Here is a 17,080-nt window from a genome sequence, read left to right on the forward strand (position 1 = left end):
GACTTGAAGGTGGAGAAAACCGTTTTTATGAAAGAAAAAGCCCCACGCAATCGAACGCTCACAGTTGAAGAATCCGAAATTCCTGAGCTTAAAAAAAATCTTCTTACTTATGAAGGCTTATCTTCGCTTCGTGCTGATTCAGAATCGGGCGTTCCCATCGGGCAAATCCTTGACAAGACAATTAATGCCGACATCTTACAGGCACTTCCGCTTTTGCCGGACGGGTTTGCGGATTTAATCATAATCGATCCGCCGTACAATCTTACCAAGAATTTTCATGGAAATGTGTTTAATGCGCGTTCAGAAGAATCTTATGATGAGTATCTTGCCACATGGTTTCCGCTCGTGTGCAAAAAATTGAGCAAATCGGGGTCGCTTTACATCTGCGGTGACTGGAAATGCACTTCTTCATTGCAGCGTGCTGTCGAAAAGGAACTTTGCGTGCTCAACCGAATTACATGGCAACGAGAGAAGGGCAGGGGCGCAAAATCAAACTGGAAGAATTCAATGGAAGATATCTGGTTTGCTGTCAAAAATCCTGATGATTATTATTTTGATGTTGAGGCTGTCAAAATGAAGCGAAAGGTCATCGCACCGTACAAACTTGACGGCGTTCCTAAAGACTGGGAAGAAAGTGAAGAGGGCAATTTCCGTCTGACATATCCGGGGAACTTCTGGGATGACATTTCAATTCCCTTCTGGTCAATGCCAGAAAACACCGACCATCCGACTCAAAAATCTGAAAAACTGTATGCAAAACTGATTCTGGCCAGTTCCAAACCAGGCGATGTCGTTTTTGACCCTTTTTTGGGGAGTGGTACTGCAAGCGTTGTTGCAAAAAAACTCGGCCGGCATTTTGTGGGTGTGGAACAAAACGAAGAATATTGTCTTTGGGCCGAAAAACGCCTTGCAAGAGCCGAATCTGACAAATCAATACAAGGCTACAGCGACGGTGTTTTTTGGGAGAGAAATTCACTTTCTGAGCAGAAAAAGTCAAATCCTAAAAATTCTCCTGCCGATGCATGCTGAGTCTTTTTTCTTAATATTTCCTTTGATTTCCGGCTTTTCCGTGGTACAATTGATTATTATTTAAAAATAATTTGCCACAGGGGAACTTTTAATGAAGCATAAAATTTTTACGGCGGTGTTACTCATTGCTATAGGCACGACTTTTTCTATTCTTAGGCCGTCTATTTTCTACAATGCACAGAACGATGCTTCAAAAAATCAGCTGATTGCCAGTCACATTTATGATTCTATAAGCAAATGCGTTGGGGTGCCTTTTACGATTACCCGAACGATGGCGACAGACCGTTTTCTTTATAAAGCACTCAAAGATGAAGAAAAATACGATGAAGGCGAAATTGCCGAACTGATGACAGAATATCTTTCTTCTATTAGAAATAAGTTTGGTTACATTGCCACATTTGTAATTTCAGACAAAACGAAGCGCTATTACACGCCGAGAGGAATATCAAAAATCGTTGATCCAAAAGAAGCTCCTTATGACATCTGGTACAAGCTTTTTGTTGATTCTGGAAAAGATTTGGCCTTGGATACTGACCGCGATCAGGTTAATGATTACAGGTGGACGGTTTTCATCAATGCGCGTATTACTGATTCTGACGGAAAGCTTCTTGGTGTCTGCGGAATCGGGGTGTTTATGGATGAGCTTCAGGATTTGATTTTCCGCTATGAAACTGAATATGGCCTAAAAATCAATCTTGTTGACCATGAAGGTCTTGTTCAGGTTGATACTGATTCTACTAATATTGAAAATGCTTTCATTTCTGAGGCAATCGGGGATAAGGCTGGTCCTGATTCTTTTGTTTATTCCGAAAAACGCATCGGTGGTTTCAGATTTACGCGTTACATGCCGGATTTGGAATGGTATCTTGTCATTCAGGGATATCCGCTGCAGTCAGAAAGCATAAAAAAAGAAATTCTCGTTGCTTTAATCTATTTTTTCCTCTTCGCCTTGCTTTTGATTACAATTTGCAAACGCAAAAAGAAAGCACCGCATAATTTCATAAAAAATTCCCTTCCGGAAGATTTTCTTACTGGTCTTCCAAATCGAAATTATCTGCGTGATTCTTACGGTGAATTGGGAATTTTCAATACGACACGCTACAAATCACTCATCATGTTTGACATTGACAGGTTTAAGGTAATCAATGATACTCGTGGCGAGGGCGATGCCATTATTCTTGCGGTTGTTGAACGGGCCAAAAAAACAATCGGTGATGAAGGAATTTTGTTCCGTTGGAGCGGTGACGAATTTGTGGCTTTCTTTGAGGCGGATGTTCAGGAGGCTGAAAAGCGTTTCAATGAATTTTGTAAATCTGTAAGTGAGAGTTTGGATGTGACGGTTTCTGTTGGAATTGTCACGGTTGATTTATCGGAGAGCATAAAAACAAATTATCATCGGGCCGTCCAAATGTGTTATGTGGTCAAAGAAAACGGCGGAAACGGTGTAAAGGTACGAGTATGAAAGTAAAGAGATTGCTTTCCCTGAAGTTTCAGGCTGTTGTTTCTATTGTTCTCGCTGCACTGTTTGCTTTTGTGCTTACGGCAAGCATTCTCCTAAAGAATCAGTCACATCTTATAAAACTCAATTTCACCAAGGCTTTGGGGCTTACCGCTGATAAAAAGGCCCTTGAGCTTGATTCCTGCTTCACATCAATCGAAAATTCCGTAATCAATGCTCAGAATTACATCTTGCGCACAATCGATGAAGAGCGGATTCTGACAGACCCAAAATATGAAGAAAAGTACATGCAGGCTTTGACCGAAGAGCTTGATTCTCTTGCACGGCTCACGAAAGGTGCGGTTTGTGCTTACTTTAGAATGAATTTTGAACGCTTCGGCGGAACAAGAGGCGTAATTATAGAAGGAAATACAAAAACTGGCTTCATGAGCGTCGGAAACACTGACTTGCAAAAATATTCTCCTTCGGATATGGAGCATGTTGGCTGGTATTATATTCCTCTTTGGAAGGGTGAGCCTGTCTGGACGGCTCCCTATGAAAATAAAAACATCAACATGCACATGATTTCGTACATCATTCCTATGTACCGAGGAGACGAATTTCTTGGTGTTGTAGGTATGGACATAAATCTTGCCACTTTGAAAGATATCGTTAACAATCTTCCTTTTGAAAATACACTGGCTGTTCTTATCGGACAGGAAAAGAATCTTGTTCATTACAATGATGTTCATGCTTCAAATAAGTCAGTTGAGCATTCATCTGATACCCGCGTAATCTTCGAGAAGTTCCAAAAAGACGGGGCAATTCTCGGCGGAGTGCAGGAATTTCAATGGGGGCCTTCACCTTATTTTGGCCTGATGAAAAAGCTTGAAAACGGCATGTCGCTTGTGATTGCGCTCCCGGAGCGATTTCTCACAGCTTTGCGCAATGCTCTGATCTTAAAACTTTCGATAGCTTTTTTGCTGATTTCCCTTTTGACTTTTATTCTTCTGTATCTTGCTTACCGTTATCTGCTCACTCCAATCAATATCATCGCTGAAACTACAAACCGCCTTTCTCGCGGTGAGTTGAACATTCATATTCCTTACAAATCAGAAAATGAACTTGGTCTTCTTGTTGATAATATTCGAAAGATGACGGCTCAAATGAAGGAATATATTGACTATATTCGGGAACAGACGAAAAAAGAGCGTGAAGCGAAGGAAGTTGCCCTTACTGAAAGCAAAAGCAAAAGTGAATTCCTTGCGAGCATGTATCTTTCCTTGCATGAAATTGACCTTGAACATGATTCGTTTGCGGAAATCCACAGCCGTGGTGATATAGGTGAGACAATCGGAAGGGTGGTCGGCAATGTAACCGAAAAACTTCCTGCGGTAATGAAGCAGTTGTCCAACGAAAGTTCTTGGGATTCACTGATTCCGTTTGTTGATTTGAATACCATTAACGAGCGCATGAAGCAAAAAATCACTATCGCGCAGGAATTTCTTGGTGTTGGCGGTAAGTGGTGCCGTGGTCGTTTTATTGCGATGGACAAAGACAGCTACGGAAATTTACGGCATGTTCTCTGGGCTGTTGAATACATCGATGAAGAAAAGAAAGCGCGTGAACAGCTTCAAAAAGAGCGTGATAAACTTCAGATTGAAGCCGAAAAGAATTTTGCCGCATCACAGGCTAAAAGTACCTTCCTTGCGAACATGAGTCATGAAATCCGTACTCCGATTAACGCAGTTCTCGGTATGGATGAAATGATTCTTCGCGAGTGTAAAGACACTGGTATTCTTGAATACGCTTCAAACATCAAGACTGCTGGAACAAATCTTCTTTCTATTGTAAATGACATTCTTGACTTTTCGAAAATTGAAGCGGGCAAAATGGAAATCCTGCCCGAATCGTACGAGACTTCTACTGTCGTCGGCGATTTGCTCAATATGATTAGCGAGCGTGCAGAAAAGAAAGGCCTTAAACTCATACTCAAAGCTGATTCAAATCTGCCGAAAACCCTCTTTGGTGACAGCATTCGCATAAAGCAGTGTATTCTTAATCTTCTGACGAATGCGGTCAAATATACAAAAGAAGGAAGCGTCACATTCACCATTGATTATGAAAAACTCGATGAAAAGAGAATCTTGCTGAAAGTGAGCGTTGAAGACACTGGTTCCGGTATCAAGCCCGAAGACATGGAAAAACTGTTTACTCCGTTCGAGCGTATTGAAGAAGGCCGGAACAGGACTATCGAAGGAACTGGCCTCGGCATGAGCATTGTAATGAGAACGCTCAGCATGATGGACAGCAAACTCGAAGTGCAGAGCGAATACGGAAAAGGCTCGGTTTTCTCGTTCAAACTCGAACAGATTGTTGTTGACTGGGAAAAGGTTGGTGACATCAGAGAATCATACAAAAACAGTACTTCGCGTTTTGTTGCCTATAGCGAAAAATTCCATGCGCCAAAAGCAAAACTGCTCTTTGTTGATGACACGGAGATGAATCTTGAAGTTATAAAAGGTCTCTTAAAAAATACAAAAATTACGATTCATACGGCATTGAGTGGTAAAGAAGCACTCGAAATGGTTCAGAAGGAGAGTTACGACATTCTTTTCATTGACCATCGAATGCCCGAAATGGACGGAATTGAAACCTTCCACGCAATGCAGAAAATGGAATCAAATTTGAGCGCAGGAAAGCCGTGTATCGTGCTTACGGCAAATGCGCTTAGTGGTGTCAAAAAGATGTACCTCGACGAAGGATTTACGGACTATCTTTCAAAGCCGGTAAATCCAGAAAAACTCGAAGACATGATACGGCTTTATCTTCCTCCTGAATATATTGAGATTGTTTCCGAAGATGATTCTTCAAATGCTGAAGTTGGAAGCGGCTCAAATGATGCAGAAAATCAATTCGTGCAAAAATATCGCACTATCGAAGAAATTGATGTTGAAACGGCACTGGCAAATTGTGGTTCAGCAGAAGTGCTTGAGTCAACTGTTCAACGCTATCATGCGTGCATTGATGAAAAGGCAAATGAACTGCAAAAATTCTATGAAGAAGGCGACTGGAAAAATTACTGTATAAAAGTTCATGCACTTAAAAGTACATCCCGTCTGATTGGTGCGATGGAACTTTCAAAAATGGCTGCTGAACTCGAAAGTCTTTCTGATAAAAAGCAGGTTGAACAGATTCATGAAAAGCATCAGCCTTTGATTGATTTGTATCTGAGTTACAGGCAGAAATTGCTCGAAGTCGTTCCGATTGAAGATTTGCCTGAAGCTGAAAAAGCAGAAATTACCGAAGAAGAATGTTCGGAAAAACTAAAACAAATAGCAGATTTTGCCGCTTCGTTTGATATTGACGGTCTTGACGATTTGATGGCTCAGCTTTCAAAAGTCTCAATTCCACAGACATTTGCTGAAAAATTTGATAAAATCCGTACAGCCGTGGAAAATGTTGATTTTATCGAAGTTTCAAGACTTGCGGCAGAGTAAAGAGGGAGAACTATGATAAAAGAAATGTATGTTGTTGGCGATGATTCCCGCTTGGTTGTAAAAAGCCTGATGAATGAACTCAAGGCAACAGAATGTGAAGTTCATGTGATTTACCCGGAACCTGAATATCTGAATTTTATATGTAATGTTCCTGTGCATCTTGTTCTGTGTCTTTCTGAAGGTATGGATTTTGATGTTATTCGAAAACTAAGCAAAATTCAGAAAGATGGAAATCTGAACATATATACGGTCGGCTCAATGCAAATGTCAATCGACGAGCAGGAACTTTATGATAAACTGCCTTCAATCCGTTTTCCGACCTATTCACTTGATATTTCCCTTCTTTTAGATTTAATGGAAAAAAATGATGTTGAAAGAAAGCGGATTCTCGTTGTTGATGACGAACCGATAATGCTCCGAAATATTAAAACCTGGCTCGGTAAAGATTTTGATGTTTCGCTTGTAAATTCGGGTCAGACCGCTCTTCAGTTCCTCGATATGCACCCGACAGACCTTGTTCTTCTTGATTATAAAATGCCTGTGATGGACGGTCCTCTTGTTTTAAAAAAGATTCGTGATACCGAAAATTTGGCTTATCTTCCTGTAATGTTTTTGACTGCACAAAACGACAGGGAAAGCATCATGAATGTCATGCATTTGAAGCCGGAAGGTTATATTTTGAAAAGCCGCACTCCCGAAGAAATCCGTCAGGCAGTAATTGATTTCTTCAAGAATAGAATTGTTTTTATGCAATAAAAGGTAATTTTCAAAAATCTATAGACACAATTTTTGTTTTTGTATATAGTAACCGTAAGACAAAGGCGTCGTAAATAAACCGCTATAGGTGCGTCCAAATGGATTCGCTGTGGCAGTTTGTTTATGACGCCTTTTTTTGTTTCTTTAAGAAGCAAAAAATAACGCCACGAATAGGAGAAAAAAATGGCAATCAAAGAATTTAACGTTAAGAACGCTTATTGTAAGCGCGTTTGGGACGAGCTCAAAACTCGTTATGCTGATCAGGAGCACTTCTTGCAGGCAGCAGGTCTCGTACTTGAGACTCTTTCACCAGTTGTTGACACAATGCCTGAGCTTGAGAACACAGCTGTTCTTGAGCGCTTCGTTGAGCCAGAGCGCATCATTATGTTCCGTGTACCTTGGACAGACGACCAGGGCAAACCTCACGTAAATCGTGGTTTCCGCGTTCAGTTCAACTCTGCAATCGGACCTTACAAAGGAGGTCTCCGCTTCTCTCCAGAGGTTGGTCTTGACGTTCTTAAATTCTTGGGATTCGAGCAGGTTCTCAAAAACTCTTTGACAACTCTCCCGATGGGTGGCGGCAAAGGTGGTTCTGACTTCGACGGTCACGGAAAATCAGACGGCGAAATCATGCGCTTCTGCCAGAGCTTCATCACTGAGCTTTACCGACACATTGGTGCTGATACAGATGTTCCAGCTGGCGACAAAGGTGTAGGCGGAAAAGAAGTTGCTTACATGTTCGGTCAGTACAAAAGAATCACAAACCAGTTCACTGGCGTTTTGACTGGTAAAGGCTTGGACTTCGGCGGTTCTTTGATTCGTCCGGAGGCTACAGGTTACGGTCTTATCTACTTCGCAGAGTGCATGCTCAAAGCTGCCGGAACAGACTTCAAGGGCAAGACAGCAATCATCTCTGGTGACGGAAACGTTGCTCAGTACGCTTGTCAGAAAGTTACTCAGTTGGGCGGAAAGGTCATCACATTGTCTGACTCAACAGGTTACATCCTCGATGAAGACGGAATCGACGCTGAGAAGCTTGCTTACGTTATGGAATTCCGCGCTCGCCGCGAAAAGATTGACGCTTACGTTAAAAAATATCCAAAAGCAAAATTCTTCAAGGGCGAAAAACCATGGGGAGTTAAAGCTGACTGTGCATTCCCATGTGCAACTCAGGACGAAATCTACATGGAAGATGCAGAAAAACTCGTTGCTAACGGCGTAAAACTCGTTGCAGAGGGTGCAAACATGCCAACTCGTGCAGACGCAATCGCATTCTTGCAGTCAAAGGGCGTTCTCTTTGCTCCAGGAAAAGCTTCAAACGCTGGTGGTGTAGCAGTTTCTGGCCTTGAAATGTCTCAGAACTCAGAGCGCCTCTCATGGACTCGCGAAGAGGTTGATGCAAAACTCAAGCAGATTATGACAAACATCCACGACAACGCATATGAAACAGCTAAAAAATACGCTCCAAGCGCAACAATCGACTACGTTTCAGGCGCAAACATCTACGGCTTCCTCAAAGTTGCCCGCGCGATGATGGCACAGGGATTGGTATAATCCGAGCAAGAAAATGCCGACTCTGAAAGTAGCAAGTGCTATGTAGGGAGCCGGTCGCCGTCAGGCGAATAAACTCACGAGGTGAGTTTATAGGCGAGTCTCCGAGCAGCTATGCTGCGAAGGCGTTGGCTCAGGGATTGGTATAATCCGAGCAAGACAAAGCCCAATGCTTTAAGCTAATTTTATGAACGCTCGCTTCTGATTGGAGGCGGGCGTTTTCTTTTTATATGGAAGAAAATTTGCGAATTTGTAAAAGGGTGGCATAATTAAAGGATAATATCATAGTCATTTTGACTTTTTATAGGAGCCCCCTTTATGCGAAGCATTAAATTCAAATTGATTCTTTCTACATCGGCCATGCTTATTGCATCGCTTGCTTTTGTTTCGATCACAATCCTTACAAAACAAATCAAAACCCAGGAGCGTAATCTTGCTGAATCAGCAGGTTACATGATGCGAATCGTAAATGCTGAAGTCGAGCAGTTTCTTGCGGCGCCCAAAACACTTCTCAATGCTGTTGAAGGCTATGTAAAATCAACTGACGATATCGACAAAGTTGCCCTTGAAGATTGGATGGAGCAAACCGTAAAAGGCAGCGAATCAGCTGTTTCTCTTCTATATTTTACGAGTGATGTTCCGTACAAAAATGGCGGCTTGGTTGCTTTTGACATTCACTATATTCCGCCGGCAGAGTGGGATCAGACAACGCGAGGTTGGTTCATCAACGCAAAAGCTGATTCTTCTCATTCAATCGTCATGACGGATCCGTATATTGATACTGTGACAGGTGATTTGGTTGCAACTCTTTCAAAGGCTGTCTATAAAGACGGAAGATTTATCGGTTGTGTCGGTGCTGACATCACGATGAACGAGCTTATGGGGCTTGTCGAAGATTTCTCTCTTTCTGATTCAGGTGCTTCTTATCTTCTCGACAAAAATGGCCTTTATATCACTCACAGCGACAAAAAAAGAGTCTTGACCAATAACTTCTTTACAGAGCACGGTTTTGAAAATCTTTCAACTGCTGTCAATACCAAGGAAGGTTATGTCAATCTTGAATCAGGCAACGGCAATTATCTGATTGGTTGCGCGCTTCCAAAAGAAACTGGCTGGCTTTTTGTAAGTACGGGCCTCGACAGTGAGCTTATTCAGGAAATCATGGCAAATTTGTTCTTTACGATTCTCATTGCGGTTGCCTGTCTTGCGGGCGCATTTATAATCATGATTTTTATTGCCAGAACTTTGGCTAAGCCTATTCATCAGGTTGATGTTGCGGTCAACGGAATTGCTGAAGGAAACGCTAATCTCACGCAGCGGCTTTCTGTTTCGAGCAAGGATGAAGTTGGTCATCTGGTCGGTGGATTCAATAAATTCATGGCAAAATTGCAGGACATCGTAACTGATGTTAAGAATTCAAAAGACAATCTCGGTGTAATCAAAATTGACTTGCAGGAAAGCATTGACAGTGCGGCAAGCTCAATCACGCAGATTCTTTCAAATATCGACAGTGTAGGCGGTCAGGTAGGGCAGCAGGCAGAATCAGTCACTCAGACTTCTGCTGCAGTCGCCGAAATCGCAGAGAACATCAACAGTCTGGAGCGAATGATTGATTCTCAGTCAAACGGTGTTTCTCAGGCTAGTGCTGCCGTTGAGGAGATGCTTGGTAACATCGCTTCGGTCAACAGCAGCGTCGATAAAATGGCAAATTCGTTCAGTTCACTTGAAGCTAATGCCAACGAAGGAATTCAGCATCAGAAGGTTTTGAGTGAACAGGTCACACAGATTGCAGAACAGGCAACTACTCTGCAGGATGCGAACAAGGCAATATCTGCAGTCGCAAGCCAGACAAATCTTCTTGCAATGAATGCCGCAATCGAGGCGGCTCATGCGGGTGAAGCGGGCAAAGGTTTCTCGGTTGTCGCAGATGAAATCCGAAAGCTTTCAGAGACTTCGGCTGCCGAATCAAAGAAAATCGGTGAAGAATTGCGTAAAATCAATGAGGCAATCAACTCAGTCGTTATTACGAGCCGTGACAGTTCAGAAAGTTTTGCGGGCGTAAGTGAAAAGATTCAGCAGACGGACATGCTTGTTCAGCAGATTAAGGCAGCAATGGAAGAACAGCAGGAAGGTTCAAGGCAGATTGTTGATGCTCTCAAAGTCATGAACGACAGTACGAGCGAAGTCAAAACGGCATCGCGTGAAATGGCAGAAGGAAACAAGACGATTCTTAATGAAATCCATAACCTTCAGGATGCAACTCAGGTCATCAAAGACGGCATGACCGAAATGTCAGTCGGAGCCAAAGAGATGAACCAAACAAGCGCAATCCTGTCAGAGATTTCAAGCAAAGTAGGTGATTCAATCAACCAGATTGGCGCACAAATTGATCAGTTCCAGGTATAAATAAGTTAGCAATTAGCAGTGAGGAGTTAGCAATTATGAAAGCGTAACAAAGCAAGAGACGCAAATCATAAAGAAAACTTCTTGCGGCAATTTGACAGGAAGTGCTGAGTAATCGCGATAAGTGTTAATCAGCACTTCCCTAGCTTTTCAGTCTTTTTTATTTCTTTTGGGCTTTTGATTCTGCCATCATTTTTTCGAGTTCAATTTGGGCACAATTGAGGCCTGATTGTACGGATTTTTCCCCATTGATTATCAATTTCATTTCGCGGCCTAAAATCGTGTAGAACTGACTCCATTCTTCCATTACCGGTCTGTAAACTCCGCCTTCGAGAGCCTTTCGGACGGCTTCATATTGTGGGAATTTTGAGAGAATTTCCGGGTCATTCAGGCTTGAGTAGCGGCATGGAACTCCACCATAAGCAACGGTTGATTTTTGAACATCTCTGTCCATGAGGAATTTTAACAGTTTGACAGCATATTCTTTATTATTGCTGTTTTCTGGAATGCCGATTGTCCAAATGCCGTAAATATTTGAGTTGTATGCACCTCGGTCACTTCGGTATTTTCCAGAAAGCGCGATGTAATCCATTGATGAATTGCGTGTCGGCGTGTACCAGCCTGGCCATCCGATTCCAACAGCGGCTGACTTGTTTGCGATTGCCGCAATTAAATCATCCTTTTTGGCTGCCCGTCCGGTTTTCAGAAGACTCAGGTAAAAATACATTGCCTCACAGAATTCCAGTGTATTCACCGTTGGATTATTGTTTTCATCAACAACATAAGTTCCTCTGGAAAGCAAAATTGGCAGGAAATCAACTACGATATTGTTTGCTGTGTCACCGCGGAACATAAAACCGAGATTGTGACGCTTTTTCTGAAATCTGCATATTTGCAAAATATCTTCAAGGGAATCAATATTTTCTGGAGAAAAACCTGCTTCCTTGACCATGAGCCTGTTATATAGAAGAACTGTAACATTGCCGTAATATGGTGCGAGATAAACGCTTCCGTCGTGGTAACAAATTGTTTTTGTGGCCGGGATAATGTCTGAATCAAGGTCGTAGCCCAATTCACTTAAATTTGCGAGGATGCCTTTTGCAGTGTATTCTGCCATCCACGAACCGTCAACCATACACAAGTCGTATGAACCTTCGGTATCTTTTGCGATACTGTCATGCAGACCGCTTTCACTAAAATCAATGACATCGCACCGCACATTAAATTCTTTTTCGAAGTTAGGCAGGCAGTTTTTTATGACATCTGAATATGTTCCAGCCCTGAGAGCGAGCGTGAGGCTTGCGTTCGGATTTGAAGTGCAATAATGTTTTCCGTCAGCATTCGAAAAGCATGAAGCGAAAAGCATGGCGGAAAATGAAAAGGTGAGAGTTAATGCAATCTTTTTGACGCAGTTTATTTTGTTTGTGTTCATGGAAACTTCCTTATACACAATAGCCTTTGACAATCTTACCAGCGGAATTCACCGGCCTGATATTTCTTCATGCGGTTCCTGACATCGTTCATACAGTCAAGAACTTTGCCCTTTGGAATGTTGCAGAAAATGTCTACAAGTTCTTTGTCAAGCTGTGTTCCCGCAACAAGCCTTAGCTCTGAAATCGCATTCTCGTATGGAAGAGAAGCGCGGTAAGAGCGTGACATTGTGATTGCGGAATAAGTGTCTGCAATAGCGAGAATCCGTGATGCGAGAGGAATTTCGTTTCCTTTCTTTTTATAATAGCCGTTTCCGTCCACGCGTTCATGGTGATATTTAATCCAATATGTGACTGTTGTGAATGAAGGAATCTTTGAGAAAATTGCCTCACAGATTTCAGGATGTCTTTGAATCAGTTCGCGTTCTTTTGGAAGAAGTTTGCCCTTTTTGGCGATTATGCTTCTTGGTACACCGAGTTTGCCGATATCAAGAAAAAGGGCCGCATACTGAAGGTTGACCGGATTGATTTTAATTCGCTCAAATGGTGAAAGATGCTCGTATATGAGCATGCTGAGATTCTGAACATGAAGAGAGTGACCGTCAAGATTTTCGTCTCCAGCTTCGATTACTCCGACCAGAGTTTCAAGGACTTCCATAGACCTGTCGCTCAGACCGTTCATTTGAATGAATCCCCAGGTGAGCATGACCGTAAAAAGTGCGGCAAAAGTGATTTGCGGTATGCAAAATTGTTGGGCCAGATTTTCATTTGTGAGAATTACTGACGATGCGAAAATAAAAGCGACTTCCGTAGTCAAAATGATGATGTTTGCCAGAAATTTTGTGCCGCTGTTATTGTAGAGTGCGTCATGCCGTATGTAGAGATAGAAAATACTGAGCAAAAAGTTGATAAGCATTAGCAGGATGCTTATGAGAATAAGATATTCGGAAACAACAATTGAATCGATAAAATTTAAGTGAACCATAATTATGCGTCTCCTGGAACTGACTCCGAGCTGAAGTGAATCTGGTTTTTTCCAGAGCGCTTTGACTCGTAAAGAGCTTCATCGGCACGCTTATAGGCATTGTCTATGTCCCTGTCATTTGCTGCTAGTTCAGTGACACCGAATGAAGCGTGAATTCCTTCGAGTCCGTCAAATCTTACTGCATTGAGCGAGTCCAACACACTTTGCAAGAGTTCCCGTACTTCAGTCTGTGATTTTTTGCCGCGAAGGAAGAGAATGAATTCATCGCCACCGAGACGGCCTGCAAGACTTCGGAAATTGTTTAACTCCCATTTTGAGATTTCCATGCGCTCTTTGTCATCGATACCAAGGCCAAGGGCTTGAATGAGCGTTTTTCCGACAGTCTGGATTACTTTGTCGCCCATCTGATGACCGAGATTGTCGTTAATCTGCTTGAATTCGTCCAAATCGAGAATGCAGAGAGCCATGTATTCATCTGTTTTCTGACGAAGAATTTCTGCTGTGATTGAGAAAAAGCGGCCTCGGTTCAAGAGTGAAGTGAGCGCATCAAAACTAGATTTAATTTCAAGTTCTTTTTGAATTTGAAGGTCTTTCTGATAAAGGATGAACTGTGCGACCCGCGTTCGCTGGAAAGTGTAGTGCAGCGTGACTGCGAGCGTAAAAACGACCATTACATTGTAAGTGTCGTGGTATGCGATGGAAAAAGTCTTAAAAAGGTAAGAAGTAGTAAGAAAAAACGAGATACCAACAATCGCAATTAAAATCATTATGTACATCCTTCCGATATATGAAAGGGAAGTGAGCGTAAGAACGATGAGCATCATGGTCGCTGGCATGTACGGCTGTGCTACGGAACTTAAAATGCCGTAGATAAAAAACATTGAAATACTTGCAAAAACAGCAAGATAATTGTGCTTTTCAACGGATTTTGGAAATACAATAAGCCAGATGTCAAAAGCAAGGCTCAGCATGGCAAATGAAAAGTAGAACGGCACTCTTTCCTGACTGACTCCGAAGAGATTGAGAAAAGAAAACACGATATAGAGCAAATTGATGAAGAAAAACCATGTTGTCAAAATCGTGATGTGCTTTCTGTTTGTACTACGGATTAAACCAGAACATTCTTTGTACGATTCTTTTGTGTAACCGTAATAGTTGAAGCTTCGTTTCGTCATATTACCGTTTCCTCTCAAAGTATTTTATATATTGTAAATGCAAAAATCTAAAACCGCAAATTTATTCGTTTTTGATTTCAAAAAAATTGAGATTTTGGAGATTTATGTTATAATGCTCGAAATGGAGATTAAGATATGGAAAACAATCAAAAAACTGCATTTGCAGAACAGCAGCGCAAAATCGGCAAAATCATGTGCATTCTGATGGGCGTGAGTTTGAGCTTTTTTCTTTCATTAATAGGGCTGCTTTCTTCGGGGCATTTTGAGATTAAAGCGTGGATTTTGAGCTTTGTACTCAGCACGGCTCTTAGCTTTTTGATTGGATTGTGTCTGCCTGTCCGTAAGACTTCGCTCGCTGTTTGTGCTTCTTTGGGATTAAAAGAACGCACTCTGCCTTTTCATTGCATGGATTCTTTGATTTCTGATATTTTTTACACACCGCTGATTACGCTTTTGATGGTCGCGCTTGCATTTATGGGAGCAAAGCGTGGAATTGCTGAGGCCGTCTCTCATGGTGCATCAGCCGATTCTCTTCCACAGATTCAGTTTTTGCCGATGTTCCTGCATGGCCTTTTGATTTCGATGATTGCCGGATTTGTGCTGATTTTCGTTCTTCAGCCGCTTTTCCTAAAAATCCTTCTGAGAAAGAATTTGAAAAAATCAGCTGATTAAAGTTCCCGGATATTTCTGCGCATTTCAGCGTGCTGCCTGTAGAATTCTTCTTTTTCTTTGTACATTTGCTCGTCGGCAAGGTGCATTGCAAGCCGGAGATTTTCTCCGTACATGTCCCAATGAGAGCCGACAGCAAGACAAACCGGTGAACCATAGACAGTTTTTGCCTTTAATTCAAGAACCTTTCTGACGAATTCTGATTCATCGCAGGCCGGACAGATTACAACGAATTCGTCACCACCTGCACGATAAATTTCATAGTTCTTAAAGACCTGCTTAATGATTTGTGCCGCCGATTTGATGAGGTTGTCACCCGCTTCGTGACCTTTATTGTCGTTAATCTGCTTGAGACCGTTTAAATCGGCGAAGACTACACCAAATGGTGGTACAACAAGCTGTTCTTTTGTGACGAATAAATCAACCCGCGTATTCATTGCGTTGCGGTTTCGGACACCAGTAAGAATGTCAGTGTTGCTTAAAAGTTCGAGCTTTTTCATGAGATAATGACTTGCAATTTCTGACGAGATAAAAAATGCCGTCAAATCAATCACTTCCTGTATTTCAAGAAGTTTACTTGTGTCAAAATTGGTGATGAAAATGTAACCGATGATTTTTTTAGACTGTTTGAGCGGATAAAGAATCAAATTTTTGACATCGGATGCTTTGAGCGATTCTACCCAGATGGGATTTCTTTCGTTGAGAAGCTGCATGTCGTGCTCATCCTTGACGACTACGCCAAAAGTGTTGCCGATAGTTTCTTCCCATGAATTTACGACTTCGTAAGTCAGGTGTTTTTCGTAATTTCGAACTTTTCCTTCGCGGTCACGGAATTTTTCTGCAAGAACCTCATATTTTTCGTTGATTCTGTCCAATGTAAGGAGAACACAGCAGAATGATTCTGCTTTTTGCTGAATTTCCGCGATGACATCATTTATGCTTGTTTGAAAATCATCTTCTCCGCGAAGGGCAACGCAGCTTTTGATGACCGAAGCGGCCGTTTGTGCTGAAACCTGAGAGAAAATTTCGGGGTTTACATTTCGGGTTTGTTCAAGGAAAAATGCACAGTAACCGATTTCTTCATTTCCGCCCTCAATTGGAATGAGCGTGAGCACGGACCAGCAGTGAAGCCCCGGTGTTTCTAGATAAGTGTTCAGTTTTTGCTTTTTGAACGCGCAACGATAACAATAATCTTCGAACAGAAGTTCTTTTGGCACGAGTTCAGAGTAAATCATGTTGTCCCTGTAGCGTGCGACACCCATTGCTGATTTGTAGATGTCATTTGATTTTACGATGCGGATTTCGCCGGGATGTCCAGTAGATGATTTTTTAACAGATAGAACTGCACAGGAGACGGAAAATGTATTGACGAAGCTCTGAAAGTCCATTTCTTAATGATAAAACGGAATTTCATTTTTTGCAAACCTTAAATCAGATTTACGAAGAAAGGCATAATTACTACTGTGAGGACTCCGCATACTGCGATTGAAAGGCCGCTCATTGCTCCCTGGACTTCGCCCATTTCAAAGGCTTTTGCTGTTCCCATTGCGTGACCGCTGGTTCCGCAGGCAAGACCGCAGGCTACAGGCTCTTTGATTCTGAACAGCTTACAGAAAATGATTCCGAAGATGTTCGCAAGATTACCGGCGATTGAAATCAAAAGGATTGTAACAGATTCGATTCCGCCGTTCTGATTTGACAGTGCAATGCCAATTGGTGTGGTGATTGATTTTGGGAGCAGTGAAACATATTCCGTGTGACCGATTTTGAAAAACCAGCACATTCCGAAGATGAAAAATCCGTTCGCAAGAATCCCGCTCAAAATTCCAAGGATGATTGCAAGGGCATTTTCTTTGAGCTTTGAAAACTGGCGGTAAAGAGGAATCGCGAGCGCAACAGTGCACGGAGTCATTAAATAGTAGAGAAATTTTGCTCCCTCAAGATATTTTTCGTATGGAATCTTAAAAATGACCAGAAAAATGATTATGAAGGTGCATGAAACAAGCAAAGGTGCGAAAAGGACAAATTTCGTCTTTTTATAGATTAAATCTGCAATCCAGAAGCAGACAAGCGAAATGAAGAGTCCGAAAGAAGTTGAATTGGTCAAAAAATCAGAAACCGAGTCCATATAATTACCTTATTTA

General features: G+C 42.0%; 12 protein-coding genes. 7 read left to right on the forward strand and 5 right to left on the reverse strand.

The genetic code is table 11. The features are described 5' to 3' along the window. Nucleotides 1-27: 27 nt before the first annotated feature. The 6 genes from Q0Q74_RS02820 (at nt 28) to Q0Q74_RS02845 (ending at nt 10,680) form a co-directional block, all read left to right on the forward strand. Entirely contained in the window at nt 28-1,029 is a 1,002-nt protein-coding gene (locus tag Q0Q74_RS02820) for a DNA methyltransferase (RefSeq protein ID WP_294428310.1), read from the forward strand. 91 nt (nt 1,030-1,120) lie between these two features. After that, nucleotides 1,121-2,491 (forward strand): sensor domain-containing diguanylate cyclase, encoded by a 1,371-nt coding sequence (locus tag Q0Q74_RS02825; RefSeq protein WP_294428312.1) that lies wholly within the window; start codon nt 1,121-1,123, stop codon nt 2,489-2,491. Then, the gene (locus tag Q0Q74_RS02830) at nt 2,488-5,967 is read left to right on the forward strand and encodes an ATP-binding protein (protein WP_294428313.1); all 3,480 of its coding nucleotides are present in this window, start codon (nt 2,488-2,490) and stop codon (nt 5,965-5,967) included. Before Q0Q74_RS02825 ends, Q0Q74_RS02830 begins: the two co-directional genes overlap by 4 nt. A 12-nt stretch (nt 5,968-5,979) precedes the next feature. After that, the gene (locus Q0Q74_RS02835) at nt 5,980-6,723 is read left to right on the forward strand and encodes a two-component system response regulator (protein ID WP_294428314.1); all 744 of its coding nucleotides are present in this window, start codon (nt 5,980-5,982) and stop codon (nt 6,721-6,723) included. A 183-nt stretch (nt 6,724-6,906) separates the two neighbouring features. Then, entirely contained in the window at nt 6,907-8,277 is a 1,371-nt protein-coding gene (gene gdhA, locus Q0Q74_RS02840; protein ID WP_294428315.1) for an NADP-specific glutamate dehydrogenase, read from the forward strand. Nucleotides 8,278-8,592: 315 nt separating this feature from the next. Beyond that, nucleotides 8,593-10,680 carry a methyl-accepting chemotaxis protein gene (locus Q0Q74_RS02845; RefSeq protein ID WP_294428317.1) on the forward strand — a complete coding sequence of 696 codons (2,088 nt, stop codon included), beginning with the start codon at nt 8,593-8,595 and terminating at the stop codon, nt 10,678-10,680. A gap of 157 nt (nt 10,681-10,837) precedes the next feature. Here Q0Q74_RS02845 and Q0Q74_RS02850 read toward each other — a convergent pair whose 3' ends face one another. Genes Q0Q74_RS02850 through Q0Q74_RS02860 form a run of 3 tightly spaced genes read right to left on the reverse strand, consistent with a single transcriptional unit; the run spans nt 10,838 to nt 14,267 of the window. After that, nucleotides 10,838-12,109 carry an extracellular solute-binding protein gene (locus Q0Q74_RS02850; RefSeq protein WP_294428319.1) on the reverse strand — a complete coding sequence of 424 codons (1,272 nt, stop codon included), beginning with the start codon at nt 12,107-12,109 and terminating at the stop codon, nt 10,838-10,840. A gap of 35 nt (nt 12,110-12,144) precedes the next feature. Continuing rightward, entirely contained in the window at nt 12,145-13,092 is a 948-nt protein-coding gene (locus tag Q0Q74_RS02855) for an HD domain-containing phosphohydrolase (protein WP_294428321.1), read from the reverse strand. Nucleotides 13,093-13,094: 2 nt separating this feature from the next. Further along, the gene (locus tag Q0Q74_RS02860) at nt 13,095-14,267 is read right to left on the reverse strand and encodes a GGDEF domain-containing protein (RefSeq protein WP_294428323.1); all 1,173 of its coding nucleotides are present in this window, start codon (nt 14,265-14,267) and stop codon (nt 13,095-13,097) included. A 135-nt stretch (nt 14,268-14,402) separates the two neighbouring features. On the opposite strand from Q0Q74_RS02860, the gene Q0Q74_RS02865 reads away from it, so the two are divergent. After that, a complete protein-coding gene (locus Q0Q74_RS02865) occupies nt 14,403-14,939 on the forward strand; it encodes a hypothetical protein (RefSeq protein WP_294428324.1) in 537 nt (178 codons plus the stop codon). On the opposite strand, the gene Q0Q74_RS02870 is transcribed toward Q0Q74_RS02865, so the two are convergent. Next, entirely contained in the window at nt 14,936-16,324 is a 1,389-nt protein-coding gene (locus Q0Q74_RS02870) for a GGDEF domain-containing protein (RefSeq protein ID WP_294428325.1), read from the reverse strand. The genes Q0Q74_RS02865 and Q0Q74_RS02870 overlap by 4 nt on opposite strands. A gap of 38 nt (nt 16,325-16,362) precedes the next feature. Further along, nucleotides 16,363-17,064, reverse strand: a complete 702-nt coding sequence (locus tag Q0Q74_RS02875; RefSeq protein WP_294428327.1) for an LrgB family protein — start codon at nt 17,062-17,064, stop codon at nt 16,363-16,365. Nucleotides 17,065-17,080: the final 16 nt, after the last annotated feature.

This window comes from uncultured Treponema sp. (assembly GCF_946187725.1).
In the GTDB taxonomy this organism is placed as follows: domain Bacteria; phylum Spirochaetota; class Spirochaetia; order Treponematales; family Treponemataceae; genus Treponema_D.